The sequence below is a fragment of the uncultured Agrobacterium sp. genome (genome assembly GCA_913777615.1).
Classification (GTDB): Bacteria; Pseudomonadota; Alphaproteobacteria; order Rhizobiales; family Rhizobiaceae; genus Agrobacterium.
The window spans coordinates 151793-175033 of the sequence record CAJYTK010000004.1 but is presented as its reverse complement, the minus strand read 5'-3'; the positions used below and the strand labels follow the sequence as shown (position 1 = coordinate 175033).

At 54.6% G+C, this 23241-nt stretch carries 17 protein-coding genes and 1 tRNA gene; 6 read left to right on the top strand and 12 right to left on the bottom strand.

Features of this window, described 5'->3' with window-relative positions; genetic code table 11:
* Positions 1–50: 50 nt before the first annotated feature.
* Complete coding sequence (locus tag QZ862_RS02855; protein ID WP_296097364.1) at positions 51–785, bottom strand: SIMPL domain-containing protein; 735 nt, start codon at positions 783–785, stop codon at positions 51–53.
* Between the two features lie 180 nt (positions 786–965).
* On the opposite strand from QZ862_RS02855, the gene QZ862_RS02850 reads away from it, so the two are divergent.
* Positions 966–1041: transfer RNA gene (locus QZ862_RS02850), tRNA-Ile, on the top strand.
* An 8-nt stretch (positions 1042–1049) separates the two neighbouring features.
* On the opposite strand, the gene QZ862_RS02845 is transcribed toward QZ862_RS02850, so the two are convergent.
* From QZ862_RS02845 to QZ862_RS02810, 8 genes are all read right to left on the bottom strand, one after another.
* The gene (locus QZ862_RS02845; protein ID WP_296097362.1) at positions 1050–2156 is read right to left on the bottom strand and encodes a tyrosine-type recombinase/integrase; all 1107 of its coding nucleotides are present in this window, start codon (positions 2154–2156) and stop codon (positions 1050–1052) included.
* On the bottom strand, positions 2153–2389 hold the full coding sequence (locus QZ862_RS02840) for a hypothetical protein (protein WP_296097360.1): 237 nt from the start codon (positions 2387–2389) through the stop codon (positions 2153–2155). The genes QZ862_RS02845 and QZ862_RS02840 overlap by 4 nt, the downstream gene beginning before the upstream one ends.
* Before the next feature lie 201 nt (positions 2390–2590).
* Entirely contained in the window at positions 2591–4135 is a 1545-nt protein-coding gene (locus tag QZ862_RS02835; RefSeq protein WP_296097358.1) for a hypothetical protein, read from the bottom strand.
* Positions 4126–4410, bottom strand: coding sequence for a hypothetical protein (locus tag QZ862_RS02830; protein ID WP_296097356.1), 285 nt, complete (start codon positions 4408–4410; stop codon positions 4126–4128). The genes QZ862_RS02835 and QZ862_RS02830 overlap by 10 nt, the downstream gene beginning before the upstream one ends.
* Positions 4411–4567: 157 nt before the next feature.
* Positions 4568–6022 (bottom strand): ATP-binding protein, encoded by a 1455-nt coding sequence (locus tag QZ862_RS02825; protein WP_296097355.1) that lies wholly within the window; start codon positions 6020–6022, stop codon positions 4568–4570.
* A 290-nt stretch (positions 6023–6312) separates the two neighbouring features.
* Positions 6313–7605, bottom strand: coding sequence for an SIR2 family protein (locus QZ862_RS02820; protein ID WP_296097352.1), 1293 nt, complete (start codon positions 7603–7605; stop codon positions 6313–6315).
* 143 nt (positions 7606–7748) lie between these two features.
* Positions 7749–8735 carry a DUF3883 domain-containing protein gene (locus tag QZ862_RS02815; protein ID WP_296097349.1) on the bottom strand — a complete coding sequence of 329 codons (987 nt, stop codon included), beginning with the start codon at positions 8733–8735 and terminating at the stop codon, positions 7749–7751.
* 31 nt (positions 8736–8766) lie between these two features.
* Positions 8767–13680 (bottom strand): type ISP restriction/modification enzyme, encoded by a 4914-nt coding sequence (locus tag QZ862_RS02810; protein ID WP_296097347.1) that lies wholly within the window; start codon positions 13678–13680, stop codon positions 8767–8769.
* A gap of 427 nt (positions 13681–14107) precedes the next feature.
* On the opposite strand from QZ862_RS02810, the gene QZ862_RS02805 reads away from it, so the two are divergent.
* Complete coding sequence (locus QZ862_RS02805) at positions 14108–14926, top strand: hypothetical protein (RefSeq protein WP_296097344.1); 819 nt, start codon at positions 14108–14110, stop codon at positions 14924–14926.
* Between the two features lie 790 nt (positions 14927–15716).
* Positions 15717–16313, top strand: coding sequence for a recombinase family protein (locus QZ862_RS02800; RefSeq protein ID WP_296097343.1), 597 nt, complete (start codon positions 15717–15719; stop codon positions 16311–16313).
* A 748-nt stretch (positions 16314–17061) separates the two neighbouring features.
* Here QZ862_RS02800 and QZ862_RS02795 read toward each other — a convergent pair.
* Both QZ862_RS02795 and QZ862_RS02790 read right to left on the bottom strand, forming a co-directional pair.
* Positions 17062–17553 (bottom strand): hypothetical protein, encoded by a 492-nt coding sequence (locus QZ862_RS02795; RefSeq protein WP_296097342.1) that lies wholly within the window; start codon positions 17551–17553, stop codon positions 17062–17064.
* Positions 17554–17741: 188 nt separating this feature from the next.
* Positions 17742–18167: a hypothetical protein gene (locus QZ862_RS02790; RefSeq protein WP_296097340.1), complete on the bottom strand. Its 426-nt coding sequence runs from the start codon at positions 18165–18167 to the stop codon at positions 17742–17744.
* 1217 nt (positions 18168–19384) lie between these two features.
* Between QZ862_RS02790 and QZ862_RS02785 the strand changes: the two genes are divergently transcribed.
* Positions 19385–19663 carry a hypothetical protein gene (locus QZ862_RS02785; protein ID WP_296097338.1) on the top strand — a complete coding sequence of 93 codons (279 nt, stop codon included), beginning with the start codon at positions 19385–19387 and terminating at the stop codon, positions 19661–19663.
* A 173-nt stretch (positions 19664–19836) separates the two neighbouring features.
* On the opposite strand, the gene QZ862_RS02780 is transcribed toward QZ862_RS02785, so the two are convergent.
* Positions 19837–20253: a DUF4174 domain-containing protein gene (locus QZ862_RS02780; protein WP_296019115.1), complete on the bottom strand. Its 417-nt coding sequence runs from the start codon at positions 20251–20253 to the stop codon at positions 19837–19839.
* 276 nt (positions 20254–20529) lie between these two features.
* On the opposite strand from QZ862_RS02780, the gene QZ862_RS02775 reads away from it, so the two are divergent.
* Positions 20530–21780, top strand: a complete 1251-nt coding sequence (locus QZ862_RS02775) for an RDD family protein (protein ID WP_296097337.1) — start codon at positions 20530–20532, stop codon at positions 21778–21780.
* A gap of 136 nt (positions 21781–21916) precedes the next feature.
* Positions 21917–23209 carry an RDD family protein gene (locus QZ862_RS02770; protein ID WP_296019120.1) on the top strand — a complete coding sequence of 431 codons (1293 nt, stop codon included), beginning with the start codon at positions 21917–21919 and terminating at the stop codon, positions 23207–23209.
* Positions 23210–23241: the final 32 nt, after the last annotated feature.

Sequence of the window (23241 nt, the reverse complement as noted above, 5' to 3'; positions counted from 1 at the left end):
CAGCATCGAGATTGGGGAAGGGCGCGCTCGGAAGACGCGCCCTTTCTGTTTTACTGCTCGATAGCGAATGTCACATTGACGTTGATGACATAGGTATTTTCGCCTGCGGCAATCGGCACGCTGTCTTCCTTCTGCATGGTAGCGCGCATCATCGGCGCAGGGACAGCCAGCGGGCGAGGGCTGTTCTCGCTGATCTCGAGAACGCGTCCGACCTTCACACCGGCTGCTTCGGCCAGCGTCTTTGCTTTGGCGACGGCGTTCTCCACCGCCTTCTTGCGTGCGTCGGTGAAGACCGCTTCCGGGTTGTCGTTGGTGAAGGTGATATCACCGCCCTGGTTGATGCCGAGCTTCACGGAGCTGTCGAGGATATCGCCAAGCTTCGTCAGGTCGCGCACACGAACCGTCAGCCCATTCGTTACCTGGTATCCGGTGATTTCCGGCGGGATATAGACCCCGTCTTTCGGCTCGAACTGCTTGTAGACCGGCTGAACCGAGAAGTTGGTGGTCTGCAGATCGCGGTCGGCAATGCCAGCCTTTTTCAGCGCCGCTTGTACCTCGGTCATCGCTTTGTTGTTTTCGCTCATCGCCTCGGCAGCCGTTTGCGCCTGTTTCAAGACGCTGAAGGAGAGGACAGCCATGTCCGGAGCGGTGGAGGCGTTTCCTTCGCCGGAAACCGTAATCGTCGCTTCGCGTGGCTTTGTTTCTTGCGCGAGGGCTGCAAGAGGTGCAGCGGCAGCAAGAGTGAAGGTGCCGATGGCAATCGAGCGAGCCAGTCTGGATACCATGAAAATTTCCTCTGTTGATGTCCCACTACATCCTATGGCTTTAGATTATGAGACTATTACGGCATAGATTGTGTGAGCCTATTTTCAACGGCTTGTCGCACCGGAAAAATTACGTTAGAGCGAAACCCACGCACAGGCTGAACCATTGCAGCCCTGCGCATCGACGCGTTTTGCATCGAAGGGCCTGTAGCTCAATGGTTAGAGCCGGCGGCTCATAACCGCTTGGTTGGGGGTTCGAGTCCCTCCGGGCCCACCACTCACTTTTCATCCGTTTGATTTCAAAGGGTTTTTCGTCATATTTCCCTCACCGGAAACTAGGTGCGGGGAAAGTTTCGTCCTGATCTGTTCTTCGACAAGTCGCGAAGACGCCTTCCCGAGGAGCGCCCTATCGGCTCCCTTGGTGTATACTTCGGCTTGCTTAACATTGACCCAGCCGAACTGCGCCATGAGCTGGTGGCTAGTAGCACCTGCTTCTGCCGCGAGTGTGGCGCTAAATTTTCGCAGTCCATGGGCACTTTTTTCGACTCCAGCGGCTCGGCAGGTGTCACGGAACCAGTTCCCAAAGGACTCCTTTGTCAGGGGAAGGCCTTTCTTACCCACAATGAACGCAAAATCCCCAGTTTGGGTCTGCTCAATTAGGTCCAGAACTCGTGGTGAGAACTCGACCGTCACCTGAGTGTTCGTTTTCTGGGTTTTGATCTTCAAGACGTCGTCAGTCAGATGCTGACGACCGGCGCGGACGGCGTCTGATCGCCGTAGACCCGACGCCACGATAAGCTCGAAAGCCAAACGCTCGCGGGTTCCCAACGGCCAGCGCTTCGTAAAATTATTGATGTCTTCGAGTGTCCAGATGGGAAAGCCGTCGGTGTTTAGCGTTTTCAACCGCTTCACACCCGCCGTGGGGTCAACGCTAACGTGGCTATGATCCAAGCCCCATTTGAACAAAGCCGACAGCGACTTCTTGAAATTGTTTGCGAGTGCTGGCGTCGACTTCCTTCGTTCCATGGCATTCTGAACGTCGGCCTTTGTGACCGCCCTGCAATCCACTTTTCCACTGGCGTCAATAACTTGCCTGTAGAAGAGACCGCGCTGCTTTCGAGTAGCAACACTCAGCCCACTCCACTCGGCGCTCTCCATGTACTGCTGGACGAGCCATTGTAGAGACCGGGCGATGGTCGTCGTCTCGACGTGTGCGATCCTCTGGCCTAGCAGAGCTGCCTGATATGCCTTCTTAAATTCCTTGGAACCGGGAATTCCGGGCAGCCGAATACGGTCGCCCTTTCCGATTCGGAAATAGAAGACGATCTTGCCGTGCCTTGTGACTTCTTTAACGACATGGAGAGGTAGTTTTCTGGGCATGGATACGCTCATAGCACAACTCCTCCGCGTCTGGTATGCGAAACACCACCATAGTCGCCTAGCGGCATCGGAGACACTCGAACAATACGTCCGCCGAACTCCATCTCCACCACGACCTGCTCACGCTTCGCAATATCTGCCAGACGTGCAATGTCGGCCTTGCTGATCTGCTTTCGCGCGCCCCCGGGACCTGACGAGTTCTTGCCGGTAAGCGTGTCTTCATTCTTTATCGAGTCAATTTCCATGTTCTCTGCCGCCATGCGGGTTTATGAGAAAATGGTGAGTCCAAAGCTCGCGTGTTGCAACAAATAATTCATTGAAAAATCAAAAACTTAAAAATCAGCAGGAGATTACTGGCGCACTTTACTACGGCTAGGAGGCAACCATAGGAAACTGTGGTCACCGTTCTAGTGAACAACGCGCTATTAGCCGGCGGGGCACCTTATTCACGGCTGCTTCGCAGACACGAGGTCTGTGAATTGCTCCGGTGATGTCCACCTTCCAAGCCTCATTTCCGCAACCGACATGAGATGAGCGACACCCTTGTCGGCCAACGCCGGGTCTTCGCTAATCATGGTTCGAATTCGGTCGATGCGCTCTAGGATTTCACGAGCGCTCTTATGCTTCCGGCTCACATCTCGGACCTGCTCGGCATGAAGCTCCTTAGCCCGCGTTTCTTCACGATGTAGCGCTGACTCCCTTCCTGAGACGCTTATTTGCAGCCGCTGCTTTTCCTTCTCGGCGACGATCAATGCCCGTTCGAGGTCTTGTATTCTCCGGCGGCGGCGGGCCGCCAATCCGATGGCGTAACACCACCACTGCACACGGGGGGCTTTCGAGAGCTGTTCGTGGATGTCCCAACGACGGTCCCGTGTAGCCTTCAGCTTCCCGTTCGCATCTCTGAGTTCTTCCTTTATCTGCTTAACCGCTGGCGTAGGTTTGAAGACCGGAAACGACGTCAATAGGTCATTAGATGCCTTGTTTTCCATAACGGCGAGTTCCTCGGCTACTTGGGCAAATGAGGACCTCGCAACGGTAGGCCGCTCTGGCTGCGTCGGTTGCAGCGGAACAGTGAAATCTGGAGCCCTGCTTTCTTTGAGCTCCTGTGAAATCGAATGGTCCTTGCTGGTCGGCGGCTTCTGGATCGGTAAAGTCGAAACAGCGGGTTCCATCAGCATATCAACCTCTGACTTCCGTCGGCCTGCCAGCCTATGCAGTGCGCCCACCAGGATGCCGTCGGCAGTGTTTACGACGATCCAAGTTCCCGGCTTGTCCCCTGCTTTGACCTCCAATCCCGCAGCCGATAGCGCCTCTACAAGACCGGCTCGCGATGTCCCGTCACTCGTAGCGTCTCTTACGATCTGACGCAGCGCGGGCAGGTCTAATCCAAGACGCTTTTTCTCCTGGTGTTGAGCATGAGTGAACGCCTCCGCTGGGATAGGGGGCATCAGAAGCAATGTCCGCTCCAGACCATCGGCAGCACAAGTCATTCCTCGCTTGCGTAGGCCCTTGATGACCGTATGGGTGTGTTTGCCTGCGACGAACGGATGGCCAAATGCATATTCGCTCGCTCTCGCCACCAGCTCGTGCACCACCCGATCAAACGAAGATTTCAGGACACAACCGGTCACCGGGTCCACTTCGCCGACGAGCACATGCCAATGAAGCTCGGTGGCGTCTTGGGTGGAGCGTCTCTTGCGATGTTCAACCACGACAGCACGGTCGGCGTCGAACTCGAACTCCTTGGCGATCATATCGAGGACTCGTCGCATCTGCGGCCTGTCCATCATCGCGTGCGGCGCTACAATCCAGTGCCGCACAGAATAGGCTGCCCCCTTGAAAAGGGCGTCGCTGTGCATGTCCTGAATATCCGACGCGGTGCCTCGGAGAAACGCAATCGTCTCGTTGTCGTCACCATTCCTTAGGTGCCGTATTAGCCGATTGATGCCCGATTTTGAACGAATGCGCAGCCCTTTGATTATCATTTGCATTGGATCAGCTCTTGCGCGGCTGTCCGTGCGACTTCGCCATGGAGATGGCGAGCATCGATTGGCGTTGAATTCATGACGTCGAGCAGACGATTCGCGGAACGGCGGACATCAGCGCAGGCTCGTCGGAGTCGGTTGCCCGGGACCTCGCCGCGAACGGCGTCGGCTGCAGCTCGGCGCAGAATCTCGGAAACAGGACTGCCGATCCGTTGACTGAAATCTTCAATGCGGCCCTTCTCGGCCTCCGAAATCCTGAACCGTATCGATGAATCTTTCATCGCTGTGTCTCTCCTGGGGGTTCCACAGGGGGCAGCGCCCCCTTGGCCTGCTGCGCGTGTTCACACGCGCATGGCTGGCAACCGAAGGTCACTCGGAATTAAGTGACTACAAGAGAAGAGTTGAACCGAATTTCACCGGCGGCAAGTAGTGTAGTGCCTACAAGTCATCACCTGCATTCACCGGTCCCGCTTGTGCGAGGCGTTGCTGATAACGCTCTTTCCAATGGGACTGAAATTGGGGTCCCTTCGAATCCGGCGGTGATTTTGGCCGTAGAATGCGCAAAGGCAAAGGTGTGGGCAAGTCCGGGCCGATGATGATCGCTTCGCCGGGAGCTAGCATTGGAATGAACTGAGTGGCGGCACGGTCGAGGTCGCCACAGGCGTGTTCGACTGTGCTGCGGTCCTGTTCGTTCGTAAGGCGATGAACGATCAGCGTGCCGAGCTGGCTCAATACATCCTGGGGAATGTCGCGCGGGCGCTGCGTGGCCAGCACGGTTGTCAGGCCATATTTGCGCCCCTCCTTGGCGATCAAGCCAAATGAATCGAGACGGACGCTCCCGTACTCATCGCCGATGGTCCGGCCAAGGAACTGATGCGCTTCGTCCAGAAAAACGATGATCGGGGTGTCCCTAAAGCGGCCTTCGCGAGCGAGGCCGAGAAGATATCGCCCAATAATGTTTAACAGCAATTCGCGGGTACTGTGCTCGAACCTAACTTCCTTAAACGATATCAGGGCAACATCGCGTTCGTTGTCATCCAGAAAGCTAGCGACTTCATCGACAAGTGAGGTGCCATTCGTTTGGAACAGGCATTCAAGCTCGCGAGAATTGATCAGCGTCGCTATTCGAGACGAAAGCGATTCACAGTAGCTGGCGGCATTGTTGTCTGTCCCGCCAAAGTTCGCCGGATTGTTCGTGGCATTCCCCCAGACGCACTCCTGCTTGATCTGCTCGGACAACTTCGTGATGTCAAAATCGCATTTCGTAGTGTGGAGAGCGGCGGCGTTGGCCTGAAGTGCGCCGAAGAATGGGCCACGCTGCCGACCGGCTTTCTCCAGAACGCCATTCTGGACGTGCAATCCGGCGGGCATTGCATGTTCGACAGCACGTACGAGTTTCAGACTCTTGATAGCGTCGCGGAGCTTCGGCCCTTGGCTCTGTCCTGACGGTCGAAATAACGAAAAAAGGTCGTCCTCGGTGGTTTCGGTATAGGGGAAATGAACATGCTGCGTATCCGGGACATCGGCTTCGAACGCGAAGACCGTGTCTACGCTCGCCATGTCGCAAAACTCGCCAGTCGGATCAAAGATGATCGCTTTCCCGCTCTGTGCCTTAATCTGCTCTACAAGGCCGGCGATCGTCCAACTCTTTCCACCGCCTGTGGCACCGAAGATGCCACAGTGACGACCAAATAGTTTTTCCGGTGGTAATTCGATTGTGACGCCTTGGCCACCGGCCTCGATCATGCCGACAGGCACGTTGATTTCACCGGCTTTGGTGGCGCTCCTACCGATCATTTGTGCGAGAATGTCCGCACTCGCGAGGAAGACCCCGTCTCCAATCTTGGGAAAGATGTTGATCCCGCGAGCAAGCTTTGTATCGCCATCGGTCACAGTTGAGAGCAACTGAATGCGTCCAATAGGATTTGGCGTGACCGGAGCGCCGAGGCGGGGTTCGACAGACAGGCGCTCGGCGTCCGGAATTCTTACTTCCGTAATCCGCCCCAATAGTTTGACGCGTTCGCAATCGATGAACACGAAATCGCCGACCGCTCCCCGAGAAAGCGCGCGTCGTTCTGGCTGGGCACTTGCAAGGGGAAGATTGGCCTGGACCTGGCTGGCATTTACCAGAGTGACAGTGCCTATGTATTTGTCAGGATCAACTGGGCTCCTCGTCACCATTGTCATAGCCCCGGATCGCGTAGCGCCTTGACGCGCTCCGCGTGCCGCTCTCTATCGGTCTCTCCAATCAGGTCTGGCATCGCTACCGCGAGGTCTTCAAATCGTCCGTTAATGAGGTGAACGCGGGGGTCGCCGCTAACGGCAAGCGACATAATCTTCGACAAGAATGAGTTGGTATGGGGATCACCGGTCGGAATGACATGAGTCGGGCCTTCGGGAGGTGCCCCACGTAGATCGGCCTCAGAGAGAATGAAGCCGGGATCGCAAATGATCAGCCGCATCGACAGATTGGATTCGAGGGCGGAAAGAATGGGACGGCTGATGTGGTCGTCGTTGAAGCCAAAACCTGCAACCACGAGCGCGGTATCAGGTTCGCGCAGCGCTGCCTGGAAGGCCCCCATCATGTCGAGGTAAGGCGGCTCGAATGCCTCCTGGTATTTGCTTGATCGCGGGTAAATGAGGACCGGCTTGCCTTTGGTGTTGTCGCGGGATCGCAAGACCTCTGCGCCGATGCGACGCCAATCTGTCGAACCGTGAAGCTTGTAAAGCTGGAAGACGTTGGGGATGTAGTCTGGGGCGTCCTTGGTCGCGTCGCGCCGGACAATGTCCAGTTCAAAGTGCTGCCGATCATAGACTTGGTCGAGTGAGTGCGAAAAGCCGTCTATGACCGTGAAGCGCAAACGGCGCGCCGCCTCCTCAATTGTCAGGTCATAATTTGTCGTGAATAGCTTCCCCCGGGTCTTGCGGAAGCCCCGACGCCCGATTTTTCTGACGTAAGTTTCATGCGCTGCCAATGTCGTGCTCTGGCTCACGAAGTCGACTTTTGCGAGAATGCAAGACTCTGCTTGAGAGACGAAGTCCTTGACCGCCGCGACTTCCTGATTGTTTTCATCCGCGGCGTCATTGAGTTCCAGATACACCTTGCAAAGGCTCAGGAGCTTTTCGATGTTTTCGCCGATCGTGGCATTCGGAAACCGCCCGCAAACGGCGGTGAATGCCGGCGCTCCGACAGCCGCCGCAACCGCGTTCCACAAATCTCGCATTGAAGGAGCCTGTGGCTGCCCGGCGGCGTTACGCGCGCATAGGGAGGCACCTGCTCCCGTTAGCGTGGAGAAATTCGAAGCAGACAGAGCATTGATGAGTGCGCTGTCTATTCCCTCCTTGCTGCCGCGCTCGACGACTTTGCCATCACTATCCTCGCGATCGTCATAGGCTATCCATCCCTTGCCCGGAACCAGTAGGCGGAGATTGCCTTTCGCTGCAGCGGTCTCATCCCAATAATCCCATACGCTCACTTGGCATCCCCAAAGTTCGGTGACGGCGTCGCACGACCTATTGGGTCAACCGTTTCGATGTTGCCGAGATCACCTATGTTCCAATCGAAGTCTTTCATTCAAATCGTCTCACTTCGAGCCCTTCCGGTACGGCAATGGCCTGGTTAGGCAATTGAGAGCCGGGCAGCGATGATAGGCTCAATCCGTAGACGTTGCCCGTCGTCAGTTAGCCAGACCAAGTCATTTCCCTTGGAAAGGATCGCATCGTGCCGAAATATGTAAGCCTTCGGCTTCGCCGACAGTACCTGCGCAACCACGTAGACGATGTAGTCGGCTCGATGTTCTGTTGAACGCATCTGCTTGTATTCATTTGGCGTCAACTCAACGACGAGGTCTTTGCCGGAAAGTCCTTTCACCTCGACTTTGAGGAAGCTGCCTTCGTCAGCGAATGCTTCCAGGTCCCAACCGACGCCGTCTTTTTCGACGGACTCCACCCGGTGAGAGCCTCCCTCATCGGACTCGAAATATGCGATCGCATGGTTGATCGCGGCCTGCTCCACCTTACGGCGCAACTCGGGGTCAGTCTGCCGCGGGGACTTGGCCGGTCGTTTGGCACGTCGCCCGCCTCGGCCGATGTATTCAGCGACGTCCTTGTTGAAGGCCTCTCCCTTGCCGTACCAGACCGGGCTTTGGCCCAAGTTGCCAGTCTCCTTCGCCGTCGGAATGACGTACGACCTGGCATCGACTGGCAGCAGTATCGCGTCGGCAGCAGCCGCTTCGATCTGATAGCCGACATCGAAACCTGACGAACGTTCAAGACGTCGATTCTCGGCGTTCCGGTGTATGCGTGCATTCCGATACCAGCCGACGATGACTGTCTTCTTGGTGCGTGGATTTCGCGCGATCCAGACAACCGTGACGCCATCAATCGCGGCGTCGCCTCTTTGTGCTCCAAGTCTTGAAATCTTGATTTCGGCGGAACGAGGCACATATCCGTAGACCTTACCTCTGATCGGCTCGAAGTTCCAAGACTCGTGCGCGATGTCATTCGTTTTCAGAAAACCGAAATTGCCCTCGGCCTTGTCCCCCTTTGGGCCCCGGTAATGTGTCATCCAGGCATGATTTATGTAAACCAGTGTCTCAGTAGCCATTGTCCCCCTCCCGTCTGTTGAATCCGCCTGCTCAGATTTCCAGTCTGGGCAGCGCCCGTACGATCTTCATCGTCTCAAGACTTACAGTGATGACCCGCTGGAACAGCTTGAGCGGATATGCCGGGTCGCCGATGGTCTCGATGGCGTATCGGTTGGCGTCACTAACAATGCCGCTCGCGGTGTCAGTTCGGACGCTCTGACGTTCCATCACCCATTCCAGCGCTGCCTTGCCGTTGACGATGTATTCGTAGGCTTCAAGAGGGATACCGGTCATCGTTATGTTACTGTTGTAGACGACTGTCGATTTGTCGACGCTCGGACGCTTGCCGCCGAATTTCATCTTCTCGACGCGATAAAAGTCTTCAGGGTCGTCGACTGTTGTAAGCTCTAAACTGCCCTGTTTAAACGTGACCGGATACAGGTCGACCTGCTCATACCCGCAGTGAAGGTCGCCTAGCGACCGGCCTGCCGCGACAAAAGTCCAGAAATCGGAAACTTTCTTCACGGCCGGGATGCGCGGCAACTGCTTAGAAAGGTTATCTGCGAAGCGCTCTCGATAATCCTGCGAATGCAACAGGCCATAGATATAATTAAATAGGTCATCCTTGGTGATCGCGTGACCCATATAGGCGGCTTGGAAACGTGCCAGTCCCTCATCCGTGATCGCGTCGAGACGTTGCCGCTCAGCACCGCTGGCGGCGGGAGTTAGCAAGTCACCTTGGGTGTCATCGGCCGCGATGGCTTCTTCACCGTAGAGGTAGCGTGGGAAGCATTGGCTGCCTTCAATGTCCACCATGTGCAGGCTTGGCAAAGCGGCGCTCATCAAGACGCTAAATGGGACCTTTTCACCGCCGCCTGATGTGCAAATCACTCTATTTTCAGCCGTTGCATTTCCCATCGGAAACATTCGTGGCATCTGGTTTACGTAGGCATTTAGCTGCCGATGATAGTAAACCCAGTTAGGTGTGAAGGGACGATACAGGCTCATTGATAGGCAACTTTCATCGAACTGATGATGCCTGTCTTTTGCCAATTCTTGCTTCAGGCTCCTGTTCCAACTTATTTTGCTTGGATCAGTATTGATGAAACGGTCAACGGCCGAATCTCGCGCTTTGCGATTGGCGTGGGGGTGAGCAGCATTGAAGCGATCCAGTTCCACATTGTAAACGCCAATCATGGCCCGCATATTAGCTGCCACTGCTTCACGACTCGGATTAAAACACCAAGCGTCTCGGTTGGTTTCTAGCCCCCTAGAGTAGTTGGCGAACAACACGGGTCTCGCCACACCGCCCTTGTCGCCCAACGGAATAAAGGCGTCGAAGCTATTGTCACGCTGGTTGACCCAATCGCCGTGTTTGTCTGGCGTAATCGCTTGCCAACCATGCTCCCGCTCAATACCGCTGATACCGCCGAAACGCGAAACGATGGACAGCTTCTCGTCGCGGCTGAGATAGTCTCCGATATCGTGAAATCGAATCTGCCCTTGTACGGCTGCTCTGGAGTTTTTCACAAAGAGCGTGATGGCAACAGGCGCGCGGCTCCCGCCGCCGAAAATCTTGCCACCTTCGCGCCTCGAACGATCGCCGGACGTGCGTTGATTGCCGCGTAGATGAAATATGTGGATGCTGGTAAACTCGTCAACCAGACATTGTCTCAACCCATCTGTTGCGGTTCCATCCAACCAACCCGCATTCGACACATATGCTACCACACCCGCATTGCCGATGCGGTCACTAGCCCAACGAATAGCGCGGATGTAACTGTCGTATAGAGCGTTCTTGTTTGTCGCGTTTGAACGGGCGGCGTATGTCTCTCTAATGCGCCCGTCCAGTTTCGGATAAGTAAGATTTGCAGCGTTGTCGTTCGCGCTGCCTTGCCCCACTGAATACGGTGGGTTGCCGACAATAACCCGAATGTCGAGTTCCTTCTGGCGTGTACGGCGGTTGCTGTTGTCTGCCATAAGGTCGCTGATTAGGTCGCGTTCCTGCTCGTAGAGCTGGAAGGTGTCTGTGAGGCAAATTCCCTCGAATGGCACATAGTGACCACCCGCTAGGCCGTGGTACGTGGCCTCAATATTGATGGCAGCTATATAGTAAGCCAGCAGAACGATCTCGTTGGCGTGAATTTCGTTCCGGTACTTGTGTTCCAGCTCGTCTGGCTTGATGAGACCGGATTGCAATAGCCGAGTTATGAACGTTCCCGTGCCGGTAAACGGGTCAAGGATATGAACTCCCCGACTGCCAAGTGTCTGGCCGAACTCGGATTGCAGGACTTCGTTGACCGAGTGAATGATGAAGTCCACTACCTCGACCGGCGTATAGACGATCCCCAACCGTTCTGTCATTTTCGGGAAGGCGTTGCGGAAGAACTTGTCGTAAAGCTCGACGACGATCTTCTGTTTCCCTTCAGCATTGTCGATGCCGGAGGCTCGGATTTTGACGTCGGCATAGAACTTCTGAAGGCTTGTAGATTCCTTCTCCAAATTGTGTTCATGTAGTACGTCGAGAACGCCCTGCATGGCGCGTGAGACCGGATTTTCCTTGGTGAAGTTGTACCCCTCAAACAGTGCCTCGAAGACCGGCCGGGTGATGAGGTGCTGCGCCAGCATCTCAATGGCTTCTTCTTCGGTTATGCTATCGTTCAGGTCGTCGCGAAGCTCGGCGATGAATTCCTCGAAGGCTTTCCGCTCTTCGCTGCCGGGTTGCTCCACCAAAGCCTTGATGCGGGTGATATGGGTCTGGGCGACTTTGCCGATGTCAGTTGCCCAATCCTCCCAATATGATCGACGTCCACATTTCTTGACGATACGAGCCAGAATGGCTTTTGAGATTTCGTCGAATACGAACGATGTCTGCACTGGCTCGGAAATGGAAACTCCGGTGAGGTCTTCCCTTTCTTCGGCGCTGCTCCCTTGACCAATGCGGAGCCCGGTTCTCTCAGGCTTGTTCCTGTTCGGCAGATCATTGGTGACTGCAACGATCTCGATGTGGTTCGAGACGTCGACGCCTAAATCCATCTTGTTGATCGTGGCATCAAATCTGTCGTCGTGGGCGCGGAGTGCGTTCAGAATTTGCCATACGACACGGTATTTCTCGTTATTGTTCAGCGCCTCCTCGGGCTCGACGCCAGCCGGAATGCCGACCGGCAGGATGACGTAACCCATCTTCTTGCCGGGGGCACGCCGCATGACGCGGCCGACTGATTGCACGACGTCGATCTGGGATTTGCGCGGATGCAGGAACATGATGGCGTCCAGCGCGGGGACGTCGACCCCTTCTGAAAGGCATCGTGCATTGCTGAGAATACGGCACGTGCTCTCGTCGGTGTCTTCCTTTAGCCAGTTTAGACGCTCGTTGCGCGCCTTTGCATTGAAGGTCCCGTCGACGTGTTCCAATTCGCACTGGAGTTTGTATTTTTCGGCAGGGAAGCCGTCCATGACGTTACCGCTCGTCAGGTACTCATCGAGAACCTTGGAGAACTCGTCGGTAATCAGCTTAGAGCTCTTGATGTCTTTGCAGAAGGCGAGCGCCCGTTTCATCGGCAGGGGATCAGTCATGACGTCCTGCTTGAGGTCTTCCTTTGTCAGGGCCTTGTAGCAGCCGATGATCTTCGTGGCGTCGTCGAGGACAAGCTCGCTGTGCTCGTCGGCGAGCCGATGCTGGACGCCAGCAGAGACGACGGCTTCATCCACGGCGAGCACGACCACCTTGTAGTCGGTCAGGAGACCATTCTGGACGGCCCAGGAGAAGCCACGTTGAAACAAGACCTCGCCGTAAAGCGAGACGTCATCCATGGAGCAAAGCTCGACGGACGCTTCGCCCGCCTTGGTCTTAACCGCGTCACCATAAATGCGCGGCGTCGCGGTCATATAGAGGCGCTTCTTGCCTTGAATGAAGTCCTGATTGTGGACCTTGATAAAATTGGACTCTTCCTCCCCTTCGAACTTCGCGCCGGTCGTCCGGTGCGCTTCGTCACAGATAATGAGATCGAATTCCGGAAGGCCAAATTTCTTCTGGGCGTCGGATATGGTCTGGATGGATTGGTAGGTCGAGAAGACCACCGTCATCCGGAGATCGGGATGAGCATTGATCTTGGCAGCCAGAACCTTCGCGTCCGTCGTGGCCGGGTAAGCGAGGTCGTGAATATCGATGTCGCCGAGGTCGTCGCCGCCCTTCCGCTTGCCGACCTGGACGTCAGAACAGACAGCAAAGCAGCGCAGCGGCGTCTCGGTGTCTATGGACCATTCCCGAACGGACTGTGACATCAAGGCGAGCGACGGCACGAGGTAGAGCACCATCTTGCCGATGCCCGCAAAGTCTTCGGCGATCTTCAATCCCGTGAACGTCTTGCCTGTTCCGCAGGCCATGATCAGCTTGCCACGATCGGCAGCGGCAAAGCCGTCCTTCACAGCAGCGAGCGCCTCCCTCTGATGCGGCCTGAGTTCTTTCTTTTGGGCAAGAACGACCTTGGAATCCTTGATATAGGCCGTCCAGTCGATTGGGCTCTGCTCGATGTCCGACAGGCCGATCCGCTGCGTGCTGATGTTCTGATCCTGCAACGCGCCTTCGGCGTGTTCGCTCCAATTGGTATTCGTGGTGTCGATGATCAGTCGCTCGGTGAACGGCTTCTTGCCCGACGCTGTGAAGAAGGAGTCGATGTCGCTCTTCTGGATGCGGTGACCTTCACGATAGAACTTGCACTGGATAGCACAGAAGCCGCCATCTTCACGCACCCGGGCTACCAGATCGATGCCTGTATCCTGACCGCTTATGCTTCTTTCAGACGCGAATTCCGCATAGGTCCAGACCTTGTCAAAGCGCTGCGCATATTGCGGATCATTCTCGAAGAAAACCTTGGCGAGGTTCTCAAAATAGGTGCCTTTCTCCCGTTCGCTTTTGGAGCCGGTGCGATAGCGGTCAAACAGTTCTTTAAGTGCACTGGACATCGAATCTCTCGAAATACGGGAACTTGCGGCGTCTTGTATCGCATTGGGATTTCATGGTGTCCATGAAGTCCTCACTTCCTACTATTGAAGGCCACAGAAAGAGTTGATGAGCATATCGGAGCCGGGAGCATAGCGCCCCGACAGGACCCGGCGGGAATTCGCGCATGCGAAATCGGAAACAACGGTAGCCGCAGGAGCGACAGATGTCGCGGGACCGACTGCCGCCGATTTGGCATTCCTTTGTCTGTCGGTCTGCTCGGGCGGGCGGATTTTACTGCGGTATCAATACGAACTGGCATGGCGCTACCGGAGCTTGCATTGAGGTGAGAACAATGCTCTGTGTACGCTCATATCATCCTAAGAGCGTCAGCGTGACATGTCTCTGACTGGCATTTTCAGATCATCCCATCAGCGCCGAGTGTTCTTATTGACATCGGCACTCATTATAGCGGTTTCTGTCGTCGTTATATGGGCGATATACTATTTCGCACCTGACACGAGAGGTTGGAACACTCTCAACAGCCTTCTGGTTTCAGTTGTTGCGAGCGCCGTTTTCGCAGTCGTATCTGCTCTCTACCTTTCATATTTTTTCATAGACACCGAGCATGCGGAGGCACGGACGAGGCTGATCCCTCAGGATATTGGTGGCGCGCTTCGCAGCATTGCATCTGAAGCGACGGACTATAAAATCTTTGTCCGTACCGGCCGCCATTTCAGAGCGGAGATACTCCCGATATTGCGAGAGAACGCGGTTCGAAGGCGGCGTGCCATCAATGTCGAAGTGATCCTTTTAGATTTTCGGGACGACAAAGTCTGTGAAAAATATGCAAATTACCGGCGCACTGCCTCATTTGACCGCATACTTTGGGACACCAGCTACGTTCAGAAGGAAGTAATGGCGACGATCCTCGATCTCGCCGCAGCCTCCTCAGAATTTAAAAGCTTCTTGAATATCTCATTGTTTTTGAGCGATCGCCTCTCCACGTTTCGGATCGAAGGATCGTCACAGGAGATCATAGTGACGCGTGAAGACCCCAAGGATATGGCCTTCCGCTATCCGCGGTCTGACAGCGACCACGCAGCATTCTTGACCGAATTCAGTTGGATAAGGGAGTTTGCTGACCCGGTGGTTCTTTCGTCAGGACCGCAGCCCCTTGAAGATATGTTCGGTGAACTAGGCGTGATCGCCACCCTTGAACAACAAGCAGAAAAATCACGTGGCTCCAGGTCTCCATATGCGCGCTGAGCTCACTTTTCCTCTCACGCTGGAGTATGTGCATACGGCACCAACCGAGCACCTGATGGCTGCACTCAAGAACTGGTTACGCAGCACAAATCCGGTTTGCTTGGTGCATCCCCATGGATTTTTCGTTGTTCCGGTTGACCGAACGGAAGCTGGCGATTGGCGGTTCCATCTCTGGCCGAAGGGGGAAAGGCCAATTCGAGGCATGCCTGCTTACATTCATACCCATGATCGGCACGTTGATAGCCGAATACTATCCGGCCAACTGACTAACATCACCTATGATGCTGCTTCGGCGGGAAGTGACGGGTTACCTCTCTACGAAGTCGGGTACGGCGGCGATAGGTACGAAAAATCGACGTCAAACTTTCTCGTCAAGACTTCAACCCGAGTTGGAGTCCGCCCCGTGAAAACCGAGACGCTAGTAACCGGTCAACACTATCGAGTTGACCGACACGCGTTCCACGAGGCTCAGGTGTCCGAGAGCCTGTGTACCGCAACCCTTGTTTGGATGCATAGCAGGACACCCGGTTCTGTGAAGGTGGTTGGCTGTGATGGTTATCCTGATCGGATAGAGTTCACCAGGACAGACTTCGCGGGAGCAGACCTGGCGAAACTTCTGCCTGCGTAGCTGAGGATTGTCGGCCTGTGGCCAGCACCATCGACAACAGATTTTCCATACATTGAATAAGTAACGCCAAAAGTTACAGCTTGCAGCCGACAATAGCCGAAGTCACCATTTGTCTCAGAAACGGTCGTTTTTGTCACAGATGGGCAGGTTGGGCATGGGGAGTTGGTCGGTTACGTCCGTGTTTCGAAGTCAGACGGCAGCCAGGTACTAGACCTGCAAAAAGACGCGCTGCTGGGAGCGGGCGTTGGGCCTCAGATGATCTATGAAGACCTAGCCTCGGGAAAAAAAGACGGCCGCCCGGGTCTCCAAGGATGCCTCAAGGCCCTGCGATCCGGCGACACGCTGGTAGTCTGGAAGCTGGATCGTCTGGGTCGTGATCTTCGGCATTTGGTCAACACTGTAGATGACCTGTCGAAACGCGGTGTCGGATTGAGGGTGCTATCAGGACAGACGCCAATCGACACCACCACCGCACAGGGCAAGCTGATGTTTGGCATTTTTGCATCTCTCGCAGAATTCGAACGTGAGTTGATCCGAGAGCGGACGATCGCTGGTCTTGCCTCCGCTCGCGCCCGTGGGCGCGTGGGTGGCCGAAAGCCGAAGATGACGCCCACGAAGATAAGGTTGGCGCAGGCTGCTATGGGGCAAGGGGAGACTGTCGTTGCCGATCTATGTGCGGAACTCGGTGTATCCCGTCAGACGTTGTACCGCTACATAAGGCCTGACGGAAAACTTCGAGCTGCTGACAACCTAACGTAAGGTCCGGGACCATCATCATCGGCAGGCTGCCATCCCCTTGTCGATGGAGGTCAAAGCGGGAGGTGGTCCATTCTCACGCCGAAGTATCCCGATGGACCATCGTAGTCCGATATGCTTGCGTAGCCACAGTAAGCTATCAGAATTGAAGGGGGGCTACACGGTAGCATCGCCGAATGCCACCAGGTTAGATGATGTCGAGTAAGGCGAGACCGTAGTGCCATTTCTCGACGTACTCCAAGAAGCTCTTTAAGCAAAGATTTGTTGTAAGGGCGGTGCTTGGCCTCGACTCCAATCAATAAGTCCCGAGTTTTGGGGTATCCGTCTGAAATGTTGGGCCTCGTCAATATCAGATCGAGCTCGTGAGTGTCCCCATATGTCGGGATAGTGAGAGTGTGGTTCTGGTTGGTGGCGCTTAGGGTCTCAAACTCAATATTGGTCCAAATCTCAGCGATTGGGTGATTGCCTCGGAGCATTACAACACATGGCCATCGCCGCCGATCGATTGGCCCCCCCTTCGATCTAAATCGGATTTGCGTGCCACTTTGCAAGGCAAACGAAATTCTCGGATCAGCCAGTTTGAGTTCAGTCAATAGCGCAATCAGACATTTTAGCTCGTAAGCCTTATCGGCCATAGTTGCCCCTGACAACAATTGGCCAGCAGTTGTGGCATTGACGTTCAGGTGATTTTGGAAAGCCCTTCGCAGTCGGCGGATCACAGCTACTGCAACTGGTGTTCTCGTCGGAGCTTTCATGGGGTCATCCCGCCATCATTGTTGTTATTGTTATCGTTATCGTTATCGTCATCGTCATCGTCACCGTACTCGTCGGGGAAAATCACCTTCGGGTCATAGTCACCACTTAATATCTCACCAAACCATTCAAGTTCTTCGATCAGTTGATCAGTCGAGGGGCCAGCGAAAATAGAGACGGAATCCTCTCCTCCTGGCTCATTCGCCTCAACAGCCACAGTGAGACGCCTGTCTGGTCCGGGTGAACCCACCAACACGTTGATCGAATTGACTAGCTCTTCTCGGAAAGAGAGTGTTCCAAGCCTCAGATGGGCTAACAGATTAGAATAGTACATGTTCACACGATCTCTTATCGTGAGATCAAAATTGTCCATCATCGCCGCAGTCGCGTGACGATCCCAATCAGCGTAACCGGCCCGGATAGTCAGAACTCGCAGTTCATAGAAAATCTCTTGCCAATCTTCGGGCGAAACATCTGAGGACGGGGGCACTGCAGGGTCCTTTTCAACGGGGTTCAGAGTCGGTCAATTTGTCACCCTGCGCATCGATAACCGCAAATATGCATTGTGCGAAGGGCGCACCTTATGGATGCAGTCTCTATGTGCGACTTTTGGTTAAACATGCCTTACCCGCCTCGAAGTAAGAGGCGTCTGGAGCTCGGAGGCGTCTTTGCGGTCAGCTATTTGACTATTAGGAAATCAAGCTGGACCCATCGTCTGAATTCGTCCCAGGCAGCGTTATTCAGAGGCCGATAAAAGTCGAATTCTGCTCGACGACCATTGCGTAGCGAATAAGCCGTGAGTGCCGCGACTTCTGACTTCAGTTCGTCTTGCAGACTCCACGCTTCCGCCTGAAGACTAGGACTGCTGTCCGAGAAGGATTCGACCAAGGGGATCGCCATAGCGATGTAGCCGTCGTTATCCGTCGACACGAAATGTGTTTGTGCGAACAGACGCATGTATCCATCCTGGCCTTCGTACTCACGACTGACCAAGACGACGTACTCTCCCGGAACCTCATTCTCGATCCGCTCCACAAACCTCACGCCGTGCTCATCGTTTGCAAATTGTCCAGCCGAGAAGATGATGTCTTCTAGTTCACGCATGCTATGTTCCTTCTAGTTCCTATGACGTCCATCGCGGCGCGTTGGATCGCTGCCTAGAATCTAGCCGGCCTCATTCGGAATGCTACAGACGTATAATTGAATTTGGTACGTAAAATCAGAGTCTTAGATTACCTTTCCTTCATCGCGAATACAAGACGCCGGAGTCTTTCAAATGGCCTTTGGGGAGACTCCGAGACCGCTGTCGATTTGGTGCTCTCAGCCCCGCAACTGTCGGGGAAAAAACGAAGGTATTTATCACAATCAACCCTTGATTGTTTCCGCCTCCCTCCTTCGTCGAGATGATTCGATCCTTTTCTTGGTTTTCTGCTCCCACTTACAAATCGTATGGCGCGTACTGCCGTCGCAAACACGGCAACAGATTTGATCCGAACGCCGATAATGCGGACGGTTTCGGCTGCCTTAGCCAAAAATTTCGAAGTTCGGCTTTTCGTGTGTCCTGGAGCCGTTGTGGTGGCCTTCTGAGTGGTCCCAGATCGTCCCTCGCGCCGCTCGTCAGAGGCGTCATCGTTCGCGGACGTCACTCCCTGAGTTGCGACAATAGTCGCTGAAGAATACTCAGGAACTGCTTCTTTACGAACCTCTTCTGCGTTTAAGGAGGTGCTCGACTGGGTTTCGAAAAGAAGCGCAGCGATCTTCGTGCCGCTACGGCACACCTTTACTCTGGACAACAACCTGTCGCATGTTTGAACCGGTTGCCGCGACCATGCGGTCTCATGACGATTGCGTTGTATTGTCGCCATATCTACGCCGGGCACTGACCGTGTAGCAGATGCTGGACGAGATGATCTCCATTTGGCGAACCCACCTCCGGTGCGAAAAAAGCGAAACCGATGCTGGGTGAGGCTCCAAGCAGCGCGCAGAGCATGATCAGGCCACGTCAACATGTCTTTGTTTCGCCAGATACCCCATAGCATGTAGGTCGATACCGCTGCCGCGTTTCTTATCGGGGCCGTCCTCAAGTCGATCTTGGAGAATTTGGTCATCAATCTGCGATGAACCGCTTCACGGTGATCAGGCGGCACCCGGCACACAAAATGAGCGTGCAAGTCGAAAAGGCCGGTTTGGTGATCAAAACGAGGATGAATGGCAATTAGCAAGACTTCGAACGAATGCCTTTTTCGAAGTTCACTGAACTCGTTATTGTTTGTGCAATTGAAGGTTTTCATCGCGGTCGTTAGATCATCCGGCTCCGCTTTGTGGCCTGGGAGGCCGATGCACCAGAACATGCAATCTGCAAGCCCATCAGTACGCGCGAAGGCCGTGAAGTCTGCGACTATCGGTATATTCTTCCGGATAGCGTGGGTGCCGAAAATTCGGGTCCCACGAAGCGGTTTGCCGAGATCGATAATTTCCCCGGGGCTATCCTGAAGAAGAACAAGGTAACGCTCGTTCTGGGAGGCAAAGGCGTCAATGCCTATCCCTTCGAACCGCCTTGCCAATTCGCGGGCGTAGACGCCCAGGCTCTCGGTTCCTGACGCGGAGTTTAGCATTTTGGAGTGCTCTTTCGGTCAAGAGCGGTGCGGGGTGCATTCCAATTTAGGAAATCAGTTCAATGGCCATTTTTTCGAAGGTGCGGGGCTCTAAGCACTTGAATTTCCTATCTTATGTGACAGCCTCCGGGCCCACCATTCTTTAAAAATGATTCCAGTTAGCCACGCTCGGCTCTACGCATGGGCATTGTGTCGATGAGATCGAAGATTTCCACGCTCTCGACGATTCGGTCGCTTCGGAGCTTTATTCCACCATCCTTGCCTACAAGGACTATCTGGAAGCGCTCACCACTGACATTCGCATCTTTCCTGATCGCAGCGGCGTTTAGTCCGGAGGCGTTGCCATGGACGGGGAGGGCTTCACCTCCTGATACCCGGATGACGACCAGATCACGGTCTTCTAGTTCTTCCTTTTGACGAGCGAGAAGAGCGATTTGCCGGTCCAGCGTTGGTTCGGCCGAACTGCCGAATACGATGATAACGCGGTTTTTCCACTTGAGCTCGGAGAGGCTATCCATGGCGTTCACCTGTGATGCGCTGAATGCGACAATAGCCGCGGCGATAAGTCTGTTCATGTTGAGATATTTTCCCATTCAAGGAGATAACGGTCAGGGTGGAAAATGGTTCGTCAGGGGCTCACTGGAGACGCGTTCCGGCGATTAGGTGTCAAAGAACGGATGGTGCTTGATCAAAAATCTAAAGTGGCGTGGTGACCAAAGACTTGCTTTGTTGCCAAACGGATAGCTGAACCAGCGGTTTCGTAGAGGCACTAGCGTTGGACTTTCAGTATCCGCCTTTACGGGACTATAGCGCCTTGTTAAAGCTTCTGCGGGGAAGCGGGGCATGACAGCATGACAGTGTGGTACTATGCCGTTGGACAGGAGCGAGAGGGGCCTGTCAGCGAAGATAAAATCCGCGATCTGATTACAGGCGGTACGATCACCCGCGATGCTTACATTTGGCGCGATGGCATGGCGGACTGGGAGATCGTTGGTACCCATCCGGAATTCTCGGATGCTTTCGTGACGCCTCCTCCAATTGCTGGCGTAACGCCACCTCCGCTTCCATCGAGGTCTCAGCGCACGGAACCAGCGCAAGCCCCCTCGGAGCCAGTTCAGCCGGAACCGGTTTCTGCTCCTCGCTTGCGTGCCTGGCCCCGCTTTTGGGCGCGAATGTTTGATTTGCTGCTGATTGCGCCGTTACTGTCCACCGGTATCGTAGCCGCCTCAGTCTTATATGCCCCGCATCTGTACATGATGTTCGTCACATATGAATTTCTGTGGGGTTTCATCATTACTCCACTTGTGGGGTTCGTGCTGGCGGTGCTCATGGCGCTTTTCGGCAATACTCCAGGCAAGGCCATCTTGGGCGTGCGGGTTCCCGTTCCGCCGCAAGCCAATCGATTTTTGTTCTATGTTAAACGCGAACTCAAAGTGTGGTTCTGGGCCTTTGCTCTTGGCATGCCGGTCGTATTCCTGATTACCTTCGCCGCCCAATATTGGCGTTTGGCCACAGGTCGTCCAGCTGTCTACGATCAGCGCAATCCACCTGTTATCGCCAATCCGGGTAAGCTGCGTCTCACCCTAGGCATAGCGCTCGTTGCTATTCTTTTCACCGCGAATGCTGTGTGGTGGCGAGTGCAGGAAAAGGCAGAGGTAGACCGCACGGCCACCCAGTATTGGGTCAATCCGGTCACAGGAAACACGGCCACAATCAAAAAATACTGGGAACGTCTTCCAGACGACCCTGAAATCCAGAATGCGTTCATTTTCGTTGCCCGTCATCTGCTTATGGAAGGCCTTTTCAGCCATTTGGAGCTTCCTGCCGAAAACGTCGATCCACGCTTATATGCCGCCTTCTATGCGGCTCGACTGAAAAACGTCACCCTGACGTCTGACTGGGAGCCGGTCGTGATCAATCGTGTGCGGGGATTTCGGTCAAATGGTGTGAGTATCAAGGATGCAAACCAACTGGTAGAGGTAACCGTTGTCGTGGACGGTCGTGATGCGTGGCGGTTAGTGATGTTCACCGAGGGCGGCTCAAACTTGCAAACAAGCGAGCGGGAAGCCTTTGTCCATGAGTTGTTCGGGACGACTCGATAAGCCACCGATGTCCCGCCTAGACCTCACATTCAACCGCACTATAGCGAAAGCCGGCCGTCCGAGTTCCGTCTTTCAAACTTTATTCTCCGGTGGCGTTTGTCCGACGCTCAGCCGTGGCAACGAGGCGTAAAACGGTATGGCTGACTGGCATTACACCATTGGGCGCAAGCGAGGAGGGCCCGTCGACGAGAAGATCATTCGCAGGCTCATCGAGACTGGTCATGTCACCCGCGAGGACTATCTCTGGCACGAACAGATGACGGACTGGGAGAAGGCTGGTCTCATTTCCGTTTTTGCCGATAGTTTTGCAGCACGGCCTCCCGGGGCTGAGACAAAACCTCTTGGCCCGGAACAGACCTTTGTACCCGCACATCCTTGGCGCCGTCTGTGGGCAAGGCTTTTCGATCTGTTGATGATGTCACCTTTGTTCACGGTTCTTGGACAAGAAATCTGGGTTGCTTACTTCTATTTCCCTGGAAAACGACCCGGTCATATCATTGGGGCATTTATTCTGTACCTGATGCTGATCACTCTCGCCGCTATGATACCCGCATTCTGCTTGGCATTGTTCGGTACGACGCCGGGCAAAGCCATATTCGGCGTAAGGGTGCCCACGCCTTGTAACGGTCTTCGTCTGCGCTTCACATATCACTTCCACCGTGAGTACAGGGTGTGGTTTTCGGGTTGCGCCTTGGGTATCCCCCCATTGTTCATCTTGACGTTCCTTTTCCAATACAGTCGGCTGAAGGCTGATGGAGTCGCGGGCTATGACATGGAGCGGCCGAGGGTAGTGGCCGTTCGGCCAAGCCGCGTCGCAGCCTTAATCATGGTGCCGTTTATGCTGCTTCTTGTTAGCGGTGCCGTTGTTAATGTGAGCAAGCCCCGCTTCGACAAAAGGACCAATGCGAGCCATAGCACTCTTCCCATTTCTTCTTCTGGAGGTGTCCCGGTTGATCGAATGGTCGTGCCGAATTTGACGCTGACCGATTCGACCAGAACATGGGTCAATCCCAAGACGGGCAGGGGCGCCAGGATCAGCGAAATCTGGGAGCATGTCGCTAATAACGATCCTACCGATCATGACACGTTCATATTCAGATCCAGGGAACTGAGGATGGTGGCAATGTTTGGCTCCGATCTTATTGTCGATGAGGACGTCGATCATACGGCTTATCTGAAGGATCTGGAAATGCAGTTTTCTCCCCTGATAATACCACGCTCAGATTGGAGAGAAACCTATGTCAATGGGGCGCGGGTTTTTAGGTTGGAAGGAATTGCGCCACACGTGCCAGACACACATGTAGACGTGACAGTCTTCATTAGGGGGCGAAATGTATCGAGGCTTTTCACAAGCATGCGGGGGCGTTCCGAGCTGCAATTGGTGGAAAAGAAGAATTTTCTGAGCGCAATATTCGGTACAATCGATTGACTGAATGACAAGCCGTTCGTCCATTAAGTCGA

Bases quoted from the DNA above. Each gene is read 5' to 3' on its own strand.
- QZ862_RS02770 (WP_296019120.1), top strand. From the start codon at position 21,917: ATGGCTGACTGGCATTACACCATTGGGCGCAAGCGAGGAGGGCCCGTC.
- QZ862_RS02830 (WP_296097356.1), bottom strand. From the start codon at position 4,410: ATGAAAGATTCATCGATACGGTTCAGGATTTCGGAGGCCGAGAAGGGC.
- QZ862_RS02815 (WP_296097349.1), bottom strand. From the start codon at position 8,735: ATGGCTACTGAGACACTGGTTTACATAAATCATGCCTGGATGACACAT.
- QZ862_RS02840 (WP_296097360.1), bottom strand. From the start codon at position 2,389: ATGGAAATTGACTCGATAAAGAATGAAGACACGCTTACCGGCAAGAAC.
- QZ862_RS02855 (WP_296097364.1), bottom strand. From the start codon at position 785: ATGGTATCCAGACTGGCTCGCTCGATTGCCATCGGCACCTTCACTCTT.
- QZ862_RS02780 (WP_296019115.1), bottom strand. From the start codon at position 20,253: ATGAACAGACTTATCGCCGCGGCTATTGTCGCATTCAGCGCATCACAG.
- QZ862_RS02845 (WP_296097362.1), bottom strand. From the start codon at position 2,156: ATGAGCGTATCCATGCCCAGAAAACTACCTCTCCATGTCGTTAAAGAA.
- QZ862_RS02775 (WP_296097337.1), top strand. From the start codon at position 20,530: ATGACAGTGTGGTACTATGCCGTTGGACAGGAGCGAGAGGGGCCTGTC.
- QZ862_RS02810 (WP_296097347.1), bottom strand. From the start codon at position 13,680: ATGTCCAGTGCACTTAAAGAACTGTTTGACCGCTATCGCACCGGCTCC.
- QZ862_RS02790 (WP_296097340.1), bottom strand. From the start codon at position 18,167: ATGCGTGAACTAGAAGACATCATCTTCTCGGCTGGACAATTTGCAAAC.
- QZ862_RS02835 (WP_296097358.1), bottom strand. From the start codon at position 4,135: ATGCAAATGATAATCAAAGGGCTGCGCATTCGTTCAAAATCGGGCATC.